The organism is Halarcobacter anaerophilus (assembly GCF_006459125.1).
GTDB lineage: Bacteria > Campylobacterota > Campylobacteria > Campylobacterales > Arcobacteraceae > Halarcobacter > Halarcobacter anaerophilus.
The window spans coordinates 2,566,904-2,582,135 of the sequence record NZ_CP041070.1 but is presented as its reverse complement, the minus strand read 5'-3'; the positions used below and the strand labels follow the sequence as shown (position 1 = coordinate 2,582,135).

The 15,232-nt window shown below is 32.2% G+C and carries 14 protein-coding genes; 8 read left to right on the top strand and 6 right to left on the bottom strand.

Translation table 11 applies throughout. The annotated features are described in order from the left end of the window. Positions 1-84 precede the first annotated feature (84 nt). The 4 genes from prpF to prpB all read right to left on the bottom strand — a co-directional run bounded on the left by prpF (position 85) and on the right by prpB (position 6,070). Entirely contained in the window at positions 85-1,260 is a 1,176-nt protein-coding gene (gene prpF, locus AANAER_RS12840; RefSeq protein WP_129081971.1) for a 2-methylaconitate cis-trans isomerase PrpF, read from the bottom strand. 9 nt (positions 1,261-1,269) lie between these two features. Continuing rightward, positions 1,270-3,861: a Fe/S-dependent 2-methylisocitrate dehydratase AcnD gene (acnD, locus tag AANAER_RS12835; RefSeq protein ID WP_044417234.1), complete on the bottom strand. Its 2,592-nt coding sequence runs from the start codon at positions 3,859-3,861 to the stop codon at positions 1,270-1,272. A 147-nt stretch (positions 3,862-4,008) separates the two neighbouring features. Beyond that, positions 4,009-5,115 carry a citrate/2-methylcitrate synthase gene (locus AANAER_RS12830; protein ID WP_044417236.1) on the bottom strand — a complete coding sequence of 369 codons (1,107 nt, stop codon included), beginning with the start codon at positions 5,113-5,115 and terminating at the stop codon, positions 4,009-4,011. A 67-nt stretch (positions 5,116-5,182) separates the two neighbouring features. Further along, positions 5,183-6,070, bottom strand: a complete 888-nt coding sequence (gene prpB / locus AANAER_RS12825; RefSeq protein ID WP_044417237.1) for a methylisocitrate lyase — start codon at positions 6,068-6,070, stop codon at positions 5,183-5,185. 172 nt (positions 6,071-6,242) lie between these two features. On the opposite strand from prpB, the gene AANAER_RS12820 reads away from it, so the two are divergent. The 4 genes from AANAER_RS12820 (at position 6,243) to AANAER_RS12805 (ending at position 9,293) form a co-directional block, all read left to right on the top strand. Then, positions 6,243-7,220, top strand: a complete 978-nt coding sequence (locus tag AANAER_RS12820; protein ID WP_044417239.1) for a hypothetical protein — start codon at positions 6,243-6,245, stop codon at positions 7,218-7,220. A 1-nt stretch (position 7,221) separates the two neighbouring features. Beyond that, the gene (locus AANAER_RS12815; RefSeq protein WP_129081969.1) at positions 7,222-7,854 is read left to right on the top strand and encodes a LysE family translocator; all 633 of its coding nucleotides are present in this window, start codon (positions 7,222-7,224) and stop codon (positions 7,852-7,854) included. Positions 7,855-7,961: 107 nt separating this feature from the next. Further along, positions 7,962-8,360 carry an EF-hand domain-containing protein gene (locus AANAER_RS12810; RefSeq protein ID WP_129081968.1) on the top strand — a complete coding sequence of 133 codons (399 nt, stop codon included), beginning with the start codon at positions 7,962-7,964 and terminating at the stop codon, positions 8,358-8,360. A 21-nt stretch (positions 8,361-8,381) separates the two neighbouring features. Continuing rightward, entirely contained in the window at positions 8,382-9,293 is a 912-nt protein-coding gene (locus tag AANAER_RS12805; protein WP_129081967.1) for a bile acid:sodium symporter family protein, read from the top strand. Between the two features lie 21 nt (positions 9,294-9,314). Here the strand turns inward: AANAER_RS12805 and AANAER_RS12800 are convergent, their stop codons facing one another. Next, positions 9,315-10,427 (bottom strand): glycosyltransferase, encoded by a 1,113-nt coding sequence (locus AANAER_RS12800; RefSeq protein ID WP_129081966.1) that lies wholly within the window; start codon positions 10,425-10,427, stop codon positions 9,315-9,317. Positions 10,428-10,600: 173 nt separating this feature from the next. Here AANAER_RS12800 and AANAER_RS12795 point away from each other — a divergent pair, with 173 nt between their 5' ends. Then, positions 10,601-11,767, top strand: coding sequence for an iron-containing alcohol dehydrogenase (locus tag AANAER_RS12795; protein ID WP_044417245.1), 1,167 nt, complete (start codon positions 10,601-10,603; stop codon positions 11,765-11,767). Between the two features lie 29 nt (positions 11,768-11,796). Here AANAER_RS12795 and AANAER_RS12790 read toward each other — a convergent pair whose 3' ends face one another. Then, positions 11,797-12,672 carry a DMT family transporter gene (locus tag AANAER_RS12790; RefSeq protein WP_228711151.1) on the bottom strand — a complete coding sequence of 292 codons (876 nt, stop codon included), beginning with the start codon at positions 12,670-12,672 and terminating at the stop codon, positions 11,797-11,799. A gap of 149 nt (positions 12,673-12,821) precedes the next feature. Between AANAER_RS12790 and AANAER_RS12785 the strand changes: the two genes are divergently transcribed. The 3 genes from AANAER_RS12785 to AANAER_RS12775 are packed head-to-tail and all read left to right on the top strand — an operon-like array spanning position 12,822 to position 15,230. Then, positions 12,822-13,559 carry an amino acid ABC transporter ATP-binding protein gene (locus AANAER_RS12785; protein WP_129081965.1) on the top strand — a complete coding sequence of 246 codons (738 nt, stop codon included), beginning with the start codon at positions 12,822-12,824 and terminating at the stop codon, positions 13,557-13,559. Between the two features lie 14 nt (positions 13,560-13,573). Continuing rightward, complete coding sequence (locus tag AANAER_RS12780) at positions 13,574-14,395, top strand: transporter substrate-binding domain-containing protein (RefSeq protein ID WP_129081964.1); 822 nt, start codon at positions 13,574-13,576, stop codon at positions 14,393-14,395. Positions 14,396-14,414: 19 nt separating this feature from the next. Beyond that, positions 14,415-15,230, top strand: a complete 816-nt coding sequence (locus AANAER_RS12775) for a transporter substrate-binding domain-containing protein (protein ID WP_044417251.1) — start codon at positions 14,415-14,417, stop codon at positions 15,228-15,230. Positions 15,231-15,232: the final 2 nt, after the last annotated feature.

Below are 15,232 nucleotides of genomic sequence, written 5' to 3'. Positions count from 1 at the left end.
GATTTGAATCAATAAAAAAGGGGAAGGAAATCTAATCTCCTTCCCCTTATAAATCTTACTTACGAGTTATCTTCAAATATTTAATTATTCCATTGTATCTGCAGGAACGTGAACTTTACCTTCCATAATAATTCTTGCACTTCTGCTCATACTAGCTTTTTCAACTTTGAATTTTCCGTTCTCTTTGCTAATTGATGCCCCAACTTTTAGAGTTCCCGATGGGTGTCCAAAAGTTACGGAATCTAAATCTGCTCCACCTGCAGCTAGATTAACTAATGTTCCGGGGATACAAGCTGCAACACCTATTGCAACTGAAGCTGTTCCCATCATAGCATGATGAAGTTGTCCCATTGATAAAGCTCTAACATTTAAGTCTATATCATCAACAGTTATCTCTTTACCGCTTGAAGCTGTATAGTTTTGAGATTTTGATACAAAAGCAACTTTAGGTGTATGAGCTCTTGTTTCTGCCTCTTTAACATCAGAAATAAGTCCCATTTTAATAGCACCGTAGGCTCTAATTGTTTCAAATCTTTTTAAAGCCTCTTTATCTGAATTAATGTCATTTTGAAGCTCTGTTCCTTTGTATCCGATTTCATCTGCATTTAGAAAAATCGTAGGGATTCCTGCTGTGATCATTGTAGCTTTAAAAGTTCCTACTCCCGGAACTTCCAAATCATCAACCAAATTACCTGTAGGGAAAAGCTCTTCACTAGGATCAACAGGTTCTACAAACTCTAATTTGATTTCAGCAGCAGGGAAAGCAACACCGTCAATTTCATAATCACCTATTTCTTGAACTCTACCGTCTTTTATAGGTACGTGACAAAGAATAGTTTTTTTGATATTTGCTTGCCAAATTCTAACTGTTTGGATACCGTTTTGTACTACATTTTCTACATAACCTGATTTAATAGCAAAAGGTCCAACAGCCGAAGATAAGTTACCGCAGTTCCCCGACCAATCCATAAAAGGTTTGTCAATAGAAACTTGTCCAAAATAGTAATCTACATCATGGTTAGGTACAGAACTTTTACCAACAAGTACAGTTTTACTTGTACTTGAAGTAGCTCCACCCATACCGTCAATTTGTTTACCGTATGGATCAGGACTTCCAACTACTCTTAAAAGCAGTTTATCTTTTGCTCCTTGATTTTCTTGAGCAATTTTCGGTAAATCTTCTATTCTAAAAAAAGTCCCTTTACTCGTACCTCCACGCATATATGTGGCAGGTACGGTAATTTGTGGTGCATCACTCATTATTCTTCCTTATTTTTTAGCTACAAAGTCTTTAGCAAATTTTTGTAAAATACCACCTGCTTTGTAAACTTCAACTTCTGCTGAAGTATCTAATCTGCAAGTTACAGGGATTTCAACTTTTTCGCCGTTTGCTCTTGTCATAACTAAAGTAAGAGTTGTTCTTGGTGTAATTTCACCTACAACTTCAAATGTTTCAGTTCCGTCGATATTATAAGTGTGTCTAGTATCACCATCTTTAAACTGTAGAGGAAGAACACCCATTCCAACAAGATTTGTTCTGTGAATTCTTTCAATACTTTCAGCAACCACAACTTCAACACCTGCAAGTCTTACACCTTTTGCAGCCCAGTCTCTTGAAGATCCTTGACCGTAGTTTGTTCCTGCAATTATAATAAGAGGTTGTTTTCTCTGTTGGTAAGTCTGAATAGCTTCCCACATTCTAGACTCTTTACCTTCAGGCATAATTTTAGTCAATGAACCTTGTTTTACGTTTCCGTTTTCATCTTTAACCATTTCATTAAATAGTTTTGGATTTGCCAATGTTGCACGGCTAGCAGTATTATGATCTCCTCTGTGCGTTGCGTAAGAGTTTAAATCTTCAACAGGAAGTCCCATTTTAATACAATATTCACCCGATGCGCTCTCAGGTAAAATTGCATTTGAAGGAGACAAGTGGTCTGTTGTGATATTATCAGGGAACACACCTAATGCTCTCATTCCTTTTAATGCAGGCATACCCATAAATTCATCATCCCAGTATGGTGGTTTTTGAATATATGTAGATCTTGAATTCCAGTTGTAAAAAGGATCGATTTTTACATTTGCCAATGGATTTTTTGCAAACATCGGGTCATAAACTTCGGTAAACATTGAAGGTCTAACCGATTTATTTACTACTTCATCAATCTCTGCATCTGTAGGCCAAATATCTTTTAATGTAATAGGATTTCCGTTTTTGTCTGTTCCTAAAGCATCTTTTTCAATATCAAATCTGATACTTCCTGCAATTGCATAAGCAATAACTAACGGAGGTGAAGCTAAGAATGCCTCTTTTACGTATGGGTGGATTCTACCGTCAAAGTTTCTATTTCCAGATAATACGGCAGTTGTATAAATATCGTTATCTACTGCTTCTTTTTGAATTTTCGGATCAAGTGCTCCACTCATTCCGTTACAAGTAGTACATGCAAAACCTACGATTCCGAATCCTAATTTCTCAAGTTCTGAAAGAAGATGTGAATCTTCTAAATACTCTTCAACAACTTTTGAACCCGGAGCCAATGAAGATTTAACCCATGGTTTTCTTTTAAGTCCTAATTCATTTGCTTTTTTAGCCAATAATCCGGCTGCTACAACATTTCTAGGATTTGATGTATTTGTACAAGAAGTAATTGCCGCAATTAAAACAGCACCGTCTGGCATTTTGTCATCTTTAATCTCTATATGTTTAGTAATTCCTTCTTCTTCTAAAGTTGAAGTAGGTACTAATTTATGAGGTTTAGAAGGACCTGCCAAACTTCTTGTAACTGTAGATAAATCAAATACTAACTCTCTTGCATAAGTAGCTTTTTCTAATTCATTTGCCCAAAGACCGTTTGCTTTTGCATATTTTTCTACTAAATCAACTTGTTCAGGTGTTCTTCCTGTTAATTTTAAGTAATCAATTGTTTGTTCATCAATTGCAAACATTGCGGCACTTGCACCGTATTCAGGAGTCATATTTGAAATAGTTGCTCTATCTCCTAATGTTAAGTGTTTTAAACCTTCACCTACAAACTCAAGGTAAGCAGAAATTACATTGTTCTCTCTTAAGAAACTTGTCATTGATAAAGCGATATCAGTTGCAGTAATTCCTTCTTTTCTATCTCCTACGATTTTTACACCGATAATTTCGGGAACTCTCATATAAGAAGGATTTCCAAGCATTACGTTTTCAGCTTCTAATCCACCTACACCGACAGCAATAACACCAAGTGAATCTACATGCGGAGTGTGTGAATCTGTTCCGACTAAAGTATCAGGGAATGCAATTCCGTCTCTGTTATGAACAACCGGAGACATTTTTTCCAAGTTGATTTGGTGCATAATACCGTTACCAGGAGGAATAACATCTACATTGTTAAATGCTTCTTTAGTCCAGTTAATAAAGTGGAATCTATCTGCATTTCTTCTATCTTCTATTGCTCTGTTTTTATTAAATGCATCAGGATCAAACCCACCGCATTCAACTGCCAAAGAGTGGTCAACGATTAATTGAGTAGGAACAACCGGATTAACTTTTTCAGGATCTCCTCCTTCTTTAGCAATAGCTTCTCTTAACCCCGCAAGGTCAACAAATGCCGTAAGTCCTAGAATATCGTGGCATACTACACGACTAGGAAACCAAGGAAAATCTTTATCTGTTCTTTTTTCAATAAGTTGAATAAGAGAATCTTTTAAATCTTCGCTTGGACATTTTCTAATTAAATTTTCTGCTAAAACTCTAGATGTATAGTTAAGTTTTTCAAAAGAACCAGGTTGAATATCTTCAACAGCGCTTTTAATATCATAATACTTAACATCTAAACCATCTAATTGTTTAAGATATTTATCATTTGTCATTTTCTATATCCCGTATAAAAGTATATTTTTTGCTATATCAGCGATTTTCTGTAAGCACTTTAGCCGCTTTTAGGCGGCACTAGTACAACTTTTAGTTTTTAACTAAAAGTTGTTTTTATGTTTGTTTTCCAAATAAGATAAGAGTTCTTATCTTTTTTCCATTGGAACGAAATCTCTTGGAGCTGGTCCTGTATATTCAGAACCTGGTCTAATAATTCTATTGTTTGCTCTTTGTTCAAATGCGTGAGCAGCCCATCCAGCAGCTCTACTCATAATAAATAGCGGAGTATAATATAATCTTTCAATTTGCATATAGTGATAGATTAAACCACCGAAGAAGTCGATATTATCAGGTAAACCTTTGTCATCTCTAACTTTGTCTCTAACTGCTTTTGCAATATCAAATAGTTTTGGATCACTTGTAGGTAACTCTTTTAATTCTCTTGCAAGTTCAAATCCGATAGGAGATCTAGGGTCTAGGTTTCTATAAACTCTGTGTCCGAATCCCATGATTTTTTCTTTTCTTGCGAAGATTGCATCAACTTCTTTTAATGCGTGTTCAACATTATCAAATTGAAGAACGAATTTAATAGCAACTTCATTTGCTCCACCGTGTAAGTGTCCTTTTAAAGTACCGATTCCTGTAGTCATACAAGAGTAGATATCAGATAGTGTAGAAGCTGTAATTCTATTTGCAAAAGTAGAAGCATTAAACTCATGTTCTGCATATAAAGTAAGCATTGCATTCATTGCTTTTACTTCAACTGCTTCTGGAGTTTTTTCTTTAAGTCTTTCTAAAATATATCCTGCAATATTTGTTTCATCTGATGCTAATTCAATCTCTTTTCCGTTTTTGTGCCAGTGATGCCAATAAACTAAAAATGATGGGAATGCCCCTAATAATCTTTTAATTTTTTCTTCTTGATCAGAGAAATCGTCTGCTTCTGGTTCACAGCAACCTAAAGCTGAAGTTGCAGTTTTCATAACATCCATTGGATGAGATGTTGCCGGAATTGCTTTTAATACATCTTTAACATTTTGAGGTAATTCTCTTCCTGCTATAATATCTTTTCTAAAACCTTCAAGTTGAGATTTATTCGGTAATTCACCGTTTAATAATAAATAAGCTACCTCTTCAAATTCACATTTTAAAGCTAAATCCGCAATATCATAACCTCTATAATTAAGACCGTTTCCTAAACCACAAGTACAGATTGCTGATTCTCCAGCGATAACACCTGCTAATCCACTCATATTTTCTCCTTTTGTAAAAATTTCTTTTCCCTAGATTTTACTTTTTTTCTATATTTTTTTAGTTAAATTATTTTGCTTTTCCCTTAGCAAATAGTTCATCCATTTTTTGCTCATAATTATGGTACCCTAACATATCATAAAGTTCCATTCTTGTTTGCATAGTATCTAAAACACCCTCTTGTGTTCCTTTTTCTCTTAATTCTTTATATACGTTTAATGCAGCTTTATTCATTGCTCTAAATGCTGATAACGGGTAAAGAACCATATCAATACCAACGCTTCCAAGCTCTTCAACAGTGAACATTGGAGTTGCACCGAATTCAGTAATATTTGCTAATACAGGGATACCAACTGCATCTGTAAACTCTTTATACTCTTTTAAAGTGTGAATCGCTTCGGCAAAAATTGCATCTGCTCCAGCTTCTGCATAAGCCAAAGCTCTGTCAATTGCAGCTTGTTGACCTTCGCTTGCATGAGCATCAGTTCTTGCAATAATGTAAAAATCAGGATCTAAATCTTTTTTTGCATCAACTGCAGCTCTGATTCTGTCACACATCTCTTCTGTTGAAACTAACTCTTTGTTTGGTCTGTGTCCACATCTTTTTGCAGCAACTTGATCTTCAATATGTAATCCTGCAGCTCCTGCTCTAATAAACTCTTTAACTGTTCTAGCAACATTAAATGCATGTCCCCAACCTGTATCTGCATCAACGATTAAAGGTGTGTCACAAATAGATGTAATTCTTCTTATATCAATACAAACATCTTCAATCATTGTCATACCTAAATCAGGTAAACCGTAAGAAGCGTTTGCAACTCCTCCACCTGAAATATAAATTGCTTTAAATCCTACTCTTGTAGCCTGTAATGCTTGATAAGCATTAATTGTCCCTACTATTTGTAGTGGAGATTCTTCTTTAAGTGCTTCTCTAAATCTTTTTCCTGCGCTTGTCATATAAATCCTTCAAAATTTAGTTTGGTTTTTATTATACAACTCTTTATTGTCTGTGCAATGTATAGTTTTTGTTTTGGAAAAAACAATTTTTTTTTCAAAAGAGTAGTTTTGTACAATATTTGTTCTTATGTATATAAATGGTACAATAAATGAAAAAAAAGAAAGGTGGTTAATGACATATAAAAACGGGATTGAAAAATTTATAGAAATTTTTAAAAGATCTAATCTCAGCATATCTAAATTTGCTTCGTTAATCCAAAAAGACAGAAGAACTGTCACCTCATGGATAGATAATATTTCGGATATAGAACCTAATAATGATGTAAAAGACAGAATCTGTCACGTTTTTAGATACCCTGATTTTATCTGGGATGAAGGGTGCAGCGGTGAAGAGTTTATCAAATCAATTACTCAAATCCCGCAAAAAGAGGTAAGAATTATTGATGAAGATTATACGGGGCGTTTAAAATATATTATTGAACTTGAAAAAAACAGAAGGTTTGTAATTCAAGCGCAATTTCCTGGACCTATGTATAGAGATAGTGCCGTAAAAAGAGTATATAGAACAAAAACAAATTCTGAAATTGAAGAGTTAAAACAAAAAAGAATCGATCAAATGTTAAGATATGATTATGATACTACGGAATGGTACTCTATAAAATCTATTTTAAGCTTCTGTTTTGCAAGTATAGGAAACTTTTATACAAAAGAGGAGAAGATCAGAATCTTAGAGCTTATGTATGAACTTTTTAATAATAATTATAATAAAAAACTTTTTTTATTTGACTCTTTTTCAAGAAAAATTTACGGTACAGAAACTACATATATTTCAATAAACGTAAGACAAAAAGTTCTGTTTTTTAAATCTCCCATAGAATCAGTATTTATAGAGATTCGAAATAAGAATCTGGTAGAAAGAATGCATAAATATTACTCTTCTCCTATTGAAGCTCCAAACCATGTAAATTTTTTGGAATCGGTTAAAATAATAAAAATTTTGCAAGATGCTTTAAAGTATAATAATACAATACTGCAAGCGTATGAAACAATTAACAGAACAACAGATTACGGAGAACTTTTTTATCATAATCTAAGTACGGATTTACAAAAACAAGTTACGGCTCCAAAGCCCGGGCAAAAAAGGAATTAATATGGATTATTCATTATATTTACATGAGTTTTTGATTTTGGCATCGGCAATGTTTTTTGCTCTTTTGTCTCCAGGACCTGATTTTGCAATGATATTAAAACAAAGCGTAAGTTACGGGAAAAGAGCCTCAATTTTTGCAAGTATCGGTATAGGCTGCGGAATCTCCGTTCATATAGTATATTCTATTTTGGGAATCGGACTTATTATCTCCAAATCAATTATTCTTTTTAATATAATCAAATATCTAGGTGCTATATATCTAATCTATCTTGGATATCAAAGTTTAAAATCAAAAGGTATAAAATTTGAAAACAGCGGTGAAAAAGAAAATGAAAATATAAGCGATCTTAAATCTTTCTCAACGGGTTTTTTGTGCAATGCTTTAAATCCTAAAGCTACACTCTTTTTTCTCTCTATGTTTACAGTGGTAATTAGTATTGATACGCCTTTATATATACAAAGTTTATATGGAGTTTTCTGTATTTTGGCAACTATGGTTTGGTTTGTAGGAGTATCTTTTGTTCTTAGTCACAATAAAGTAAGAACTTTTTTAAACTCTTTTGGAAAATGGTTTGACAGAGTAGTCGGAACGGTTTTGATTACTTTAGGTATAAAAGTGGCTTTAAGCAAGTAATAGATAAATATGAATTACAATAGTGTTCAAGTTTTGTGTTTTAATTAAAAAGTGAAAACTTTTGATTAAAAGATGTAAATAATGAATAAATAAAAAAGGAGTTCATTATGAAAAATATAACAAAAAAATTAGGTCTTTGTACCATTTTGTTTGGTTCTCTGTTATGTGTTTCAAGTTTAAATGCTGAAACTTTACCTGCTAGAGGTCCTATTTCTTTTTCAACATATGATACGAACGGAGACGGTTTTGTAACCGAAAAAGAGTTTTATGATGTAAGAGCAAAAAGAATTCAACAAAAAGTTGAACAGGGTATGCCAATGAGAAATGTGGGAAATGCACCTGATTTCAGCCAATTTGACGCAAACGGCGATGGGAAATTAACCGAAACGGAACTTCTAAAAGGGCAAAATGCTCAAATGCAAAATAGAAGATTAAATAAAGGCGGATACGGTCAAGGCGGAATGGGTAAAGGGATGAATCAAGGAATGGGAAAAGGTATGAACTAAAAGTTCACCTCTTTTTTTAGTATGATAAAGAAGATTTCGGCGCTTTTCCCTTTATGGGCTATTGGTTTTTCGATTATTACATATTTACAACCGCAGCTGGTAGTAGATTTTAAAAGTTGGATAATTCCTCTTTTAATACTTATTATGTTCTGTATGGGAATTACTCTTAAAATAGAGGATTTTAAAAGAGTTTTAAAAAGACCGAAACTTATTGCTTTGGCAGTAGTTTTGCAATTTTTACTAATGCCTTTTATAGCTTTTATAGTCTCAAAATTGTTTAACTTATCTACCGAACTTATGGTTGGAATGGTACTTGTAGGGGCAGTTTCAGGTGGAACGGCCTCTAATGTAATTGCTTATTTGGCAAAAGCCGATGTAGCTTTATCAATTACAATGACGGTTGTTTCTACTCTTTTGTCAATAATAGTTACTCCATACCTAACACTTTTGTATGTGGGGCAAACCGTTCCTGTTCCTGCTTTTAGTATGCTTTTGAGTATTTTAAAAATAGTTTTCGTACCTGTTGTAGTAGGTCTTGTTTTAAACCATTTTTTCAGTAAATATATAGATAAAAGACATGATGTTTTTGCCTTTTTATCGATAATCTCAATAGTATTTATAATAGGAGTTATAATAGGAATAAATCAAAGTAAAATTTCAACTATCGCTTTACCTTTAATGCTTGCAATTATTTTTCATAATCTTGCAGGATTGCTAGGAGGCTATTATTTTTCAAAAATCTTCGGTTTTGATAATAGAAGCTGTAAAACAGTAGCAATAGAAGTCGGCATGCAAAACTCGGGATTAGCCGTAGTTTTAGCTATGAAATATTTTACACCTTTAAGTGCACTTCCAGGAGCAATTTTTAGTATCTGGCATAATATTTCAGGTTCAATATTAGCAGGTTATTGGTCAAAAAGAGAGAAGGGCTAAAACAAGAGAAAAACTCCTGTTTTATAATATATCTAGCTGATGAGCCAAATCGGCAGCTATTCTTTCATAATTTCTAGTAGCAAGAAGTTTTTTTTGTCCTGCCATTCCAACTTGCGCCACTTCCTCTTTTGGAAGATCTAAAATATATTCCAGTTTCTTTTTTATAGTATCTTTTGAAAATTCACAAAACCACGCTTCTTTGTCATTTATAAAAATTTCACTGCTGTTTGCATTATCGGTCATAATACAAGGAATAGCAGATGAGTAATAATCTATAATTTTAACGGGAGTTGAGGTATCAAAAAGCGGAATACTAGGAAGAATGGAGACTCCGATATCAGCTTCTGATATTAAATCAAGAAGTTCTTTTTTTGTTTTGGCATTATGTATTTCTATATTCTGTTTTAGATTATCAAAACTATTAATTACTTCTTTTGCATATTGCGGATCTTTTGTAGATATTATAAGTTTCCAGTTTGTACTGTTTAAAGAAGAAAAAGCTTCCAAAACCGTTTCAAACTCTCTTAATTTATCTAATGTTCCCGCATAAAAAAATCTTTTTTCACTTCCTTTGTGTTGAACATTTTCATGTAAAATTTCAGGATCAATTGCCGGCGGGCAGATAAAAGTTTTTGCCGTAACATCTTTGAAATACTCCTCTTTTAGCTGTCTTGATGCAGGTAGAAAAATATCACATTGATTTATTAGATTTTTTTCCAAACTTGTTACAATAATCGTATTTAAATCCTTAAAAATATTTGATTTTCTATTTGCTTTATCTACTTCTAGTTTGGCTCTTCTTTTTGGAAAAGAGAGTCTGTATCCAACTTTGTAATTATACTCTTTGCTGCTGTTTAATATATTTTTGAGTATTTTTGCATCATTTCTAACTACTATATAATAGTAAGAGGATATATCTATTTTAGAGTTTTTTAACTCTTTTATCAGATTTTTTTTTGAATTAAGGGGAAAAATAAATCTGTTTTTATCTCTTTTCTCAAATTCAGCTTTAAATTCACTAAAATATATAATATCGACATCATAGAACTTTTTTAAATACTTTTCAAATAGAGGTCCTATAAAACTGTGATCCGTATATTCATCCTGGTCTGTAATATATAAAAGTTTTCTCATGCATATCTCCTTTTATAAGGTATCAAAAATTATATACTCAATTAGTCGCAAAAAAAAAGCATTTTATATATTTTTATTATAAATTTTTGAAAAACTAATAAGTTTCTACAAAGATTATTTAGGTTATATTCTAGATTATATAATGATAAAAATTAAGATATAAAGGAGTGAATATGGCTCGTTTTACGTTACCAAGGGATATATATTACGGTGCAGGTTCTTTAAAAGAGTTGAAAAATTTAAAAGGTAAAAAAGCAATTTTAATAGTCGGCGGACATTCAATGAAAAAATTCGGTTTTTTAGACAAAGCTGTTAATTATCTAAAAGAAGCAGGTTTGGAAGTTGAGACTATTGAAGGAGTTGAACCTGATCCAGGTGTTGAAACGGTAATGAACGGTTCTAAAAAAATGCTTGAATTTAATCCCGATATTATCGTATCAATGGGTGGAGGTTCTGCAATTGATGCCGCTAAAGCGATGTGGATATTTTACGAATATCCTGATTTTACTTTTAAAGAGGCTGTTATTCCTTTTAATCTTCCTACTTTAAGACAAAAAGCAATTTTCGTTGCAATTCCTTCAACAAGCGGTACGGCAACAGAAGTTACTGCATTTTCGGTAATTACTGATTATAAAGAGAGAATTAAATATCCTATGGCAGATTTTAATATTACGCCTGATATTGCAATAGTTGATCCTGATATTGCCAAAACAATGCCTAAAAAATTAGTCGCTCATACGGGAATGGATGCTTTAACTCATGCAACTGAAGCTTATGTTGCTTCTTTACACTCTAATTTTACGGATCCTTTAGCTTTAAAAGCATTAACAATGATAAAAGAGAATTTAATTGATTCATATAATGAAAATGAAAAAGCAAAAGAGTTTATGCACGAAGCTCAATGTTTGGCAGGGATGGCATTTTCAAATGCTTTACTGGGAATTACTCATTCAATGGCACACAAAGTAGGAGCGGTATTTGGAATTCCTCATGGATGTGCAAATGCAATATTTTTACCTTATGTTATTTCTTATAACAGAAAAGCCTGTGAATACAGATATGCCGATATTGCAAAAGCTTTAGAGTTAAAAGGTGATAATGAGGCGCAATTAGTCGATTCTTTTATTGAATATATAGATGAAATGAACGATAAATTAAATATTCCCCACTCAATGAAAGAGTATGGAATAGATGAAAACGAGTTTAATAAAAATTTGGATTTTATCGCTCACAATGCGGTTTTAGATGCTTGTACGGCTTCAAATCCAAGAGAAATCGATGATAAAACAATGGCAAAACTTTTTGAATGTACTTTCAAAGGAATAAAAGTAGATTTCTAAATGTAAGAATAAAAAAGAGTAAATTCGTTTTACTCTTTTTTTAGTTTTACTTCTGCTAGAAGAACCGCAATTATAATAAAAACCGCACCTAAAATTTGAATTGATGTTAAAATTTCATTTCCTACAAAATATCCGTATACTCCCGCACTTACAGGTTCCATAGTAAAAATAATGGCAGTTTTAGTAGGAGTCGTAAATTGTTGCATATATGTTTGAACTAAAAAAGCATAAACAGTGGCAAACAAAGAAGTTACTATAACAGCTTTTAAAAAAGTTGGATTAAAATCAACATTAAAAGTTACTTCATCCAAAGACAAAGAAAAGAGCAAAGAGTAGATAGTTACGGTTAAAAATTGAAACAGTACCAACATAAAGACGTTAACTCTTTTTGAATATTTATCCGTAAAAAGTATCTGTAAAGCAAAAAGTGCCGAGCATATAAGAGTTAAAGCTTCTCCAAAACCAATAGTTAGTCTGCCGCTCATTGTAAGTAAATAGAGTCCTATAACAGCGATAATAGAACCTATAAAAACCATTTTTCTTACATGATCTTTAAAAATAACATATGCAAAAAAGGGCACTAATATTACATTTAAGCCTGTTATAAAAGCAACAATTGAACTTTTTGTATATGATAATCCAAAGGTTTGCGTAGCAAAAGCCGAAAAAAGGAATGTTCCCAATACAAATCCGTAAAAAATAGTTTGTTTATTTATCTTGTCATAAAATTTATATGAAATGATTCCCATTAAAATAGTTGCAATTAAAAACCGCCAAAATAAAAAAGAGTAAACAGGAACTTTTTCAATAGCTTCTTGAACCATTAGAAACGTTACACCCCAAGCAATGGCAACGGTCAACAGTAAAAGATCTGCTCTTAATTCAAGTAATTTTTTTCTGTACAATAATCTCTCCTAAAAATAAAGAAGGGAATTATACCTCTAAGTTTATTAAAGTTTTAATTTTTGGAAAATTGTATAATTGTTACACATTTATATTCAGGTTTAAATCTATTTATTATATTATAATCGTTTAGACTAAAAAAAGAGAGAGAATGGATAACAATATTATAAGTATGGATAAAATTGAGAAATTTTATGATGATTTCCATGTTTTAAAAGGTATAAACTTTTATGTAAAAAGAGGTGAAATAGTAGTTGTCTGCGGTCCTTCAGGTTCTGGAAAATCTACTTTGATAAGATGTATTAACGGTTTGGAAAAAATTGACAGCGGAGATATTATAGTAGATGGAATAAACTGTAAAAGTGAGAAAGATCTACAAAAAATAAGAGGTGAAGTAGGAATGGTATTTCAACACTTTAATCTTTTCCCTCACTTAACAATATTGGAAAATATAACTTTAGCTCCGGGACTTGTAAAAAAAGTAAAAAAAGAGGAAGCTAAAAAGATAGCTATGGAACTTCTTAAAAAAGTGAAGTTAGAACACAAAGCAGATGCTTATCCTGCTGATTTAAGCGGAGGACAAAAACAAAGAGTTGCAATTGCCAGAAGTCTGGCAATGAAACCCAAAGTTATCCTTTTTGATGAACCCACTTCCGCACTTGATCCAGAAACTATCGGAGATGTGCTTTCCGTGATGAAAGATCTGGCTTATGAAAAATATACAATCGTTTGCGTAACTCATGAAATGGGGTTTGCAAAAGAGGTTGGAGACAGAATTATATTTATGGATAACGGAGTTATTGTTGAAGAAAATACTCCCGAAGAGTTTTTTGCCCATCCTAAAAGTCAAAGAGCTCAAAACTTTTTAAAAGAAATTTTAACACATTAAGAGGCTGCAAAATTATGATAAAAAAATTTATATTAATACTACTTTTTATATTTAATATTAATCTTTTATTAGCTGATGATATAAGTATTTGGAAAAAATCAACTTTGAATGAAATATTAGAAAGAGGAGAGTTAAGAGTAGGTTTGGAACCCGGTTATATGCCTTTTGAGATGAAAGATAAAAGAGGTAGAATAATAGGTTACGATGTTGATATGGCAAAAGCAATAGCAAAAGCAATGGACGTTAAACTAAAAATTATTCCTACGGCATTTGACGGAATAATTGCAGGACTTTTGACAAATAAATTTGATATTATTATTGCCGGAATGACGATAACTCAACAAAGAAATCTAAAAATAAACTTTTCCGATCCTTATCTTGTCGTAGGTCAAACAATACTTTTAGATAAAAAGTTTAAAGATGAAATAAGAACGGCAAAAAATTTGGATAATGAAAAATATACTATAACTGCAAAACTGGGACAAACAGGTGAAATTGTTGCAAGAAAATTTTTTAAAAGTGCAAAAATAAATACCTTTGACACGGAAGCCGAAGCAGTTGCGGAAGTCTTAAATGGTAAAGCCGCGGCTTTTGTAAATGACCAACCTTATAATGCAATGTTTATGGACGCTAAAGGTAAAGACAAACTTATACATCTGGATAAATCTTTAACTTATGAACCTTTGGCTTTTGCCGTTAGAAAAGGTGATCCGGATTTTTTAAATTGGTTAAATAACTTTTTACGGCAAATAAAAAATGACAAAGTTATTAATTTACATGAAAAATTATATAAAAAATGGTTTATTGAAACTGATTGGTTAAAAAAAGTTCAATAATCTTAAAATAGGAGTGAAAATGAAAAGATTAATTTTAGCATTAGCAGTGCTTTTGTCTTCATCTGTATTTGCAGATGATATAAACTTATGGAAGAAATCTACTTTAAACAAGATTTTAGAAAGAGGTGAATTACAAGTATGTATGGAACCTGGGTATATGCCTTTTGAAATGAAAGATAAAAAAGGAAGAATTATAGGTTATGATGTGGATTTTGCCAAAAAAATGGCAAAAGATATGGGAGTAAAACTAAAACTTCTTCCAACAGCTTGGGACGGTATTATTGCGGCACTTGTTACGGGTAAATGTGATATTATTATGTCGGGTATGACAATTACTCAACAAAGAAATTTAAAAATCAATTTTGCAGACCCTTACGTAGTAGTAGGTCAAACAATAATGATGAAAAAAGAGTTAGAAGGTAAAATCAAATCTGCAAAAGATTTAGATAAACCTGAGTACACTGTAGTTACTAAATTAGGTGTCACAGGGGAAGTTGCAACTAGAAAATTCTTTAAAAATGCAAAAATTATAACATTTGAAACAGAAGCGGATGCTGCATCTGAAGTTTTAAACGGAAAAGCAGATGCTATGGTTTATGATCAACCGTATAACGTACTTTTCATGTCTGATAAAGGAAAAGGGAAACTTATTCATTTAGATAAACCTCTTACTTATGAGCCGTTAGCATGGGCTGTTAGAAAAGGTGATCCTGATTTCTTAAACTGGTTAAATAACTTTTTAAGACAAATGCAAGAGGATAAAGTAGTTGGATTTTCCGATGAACTTTATAAAAAATGGTTAGTTGATACTGACTGGTTAAAAAGAGTTCAATAGCA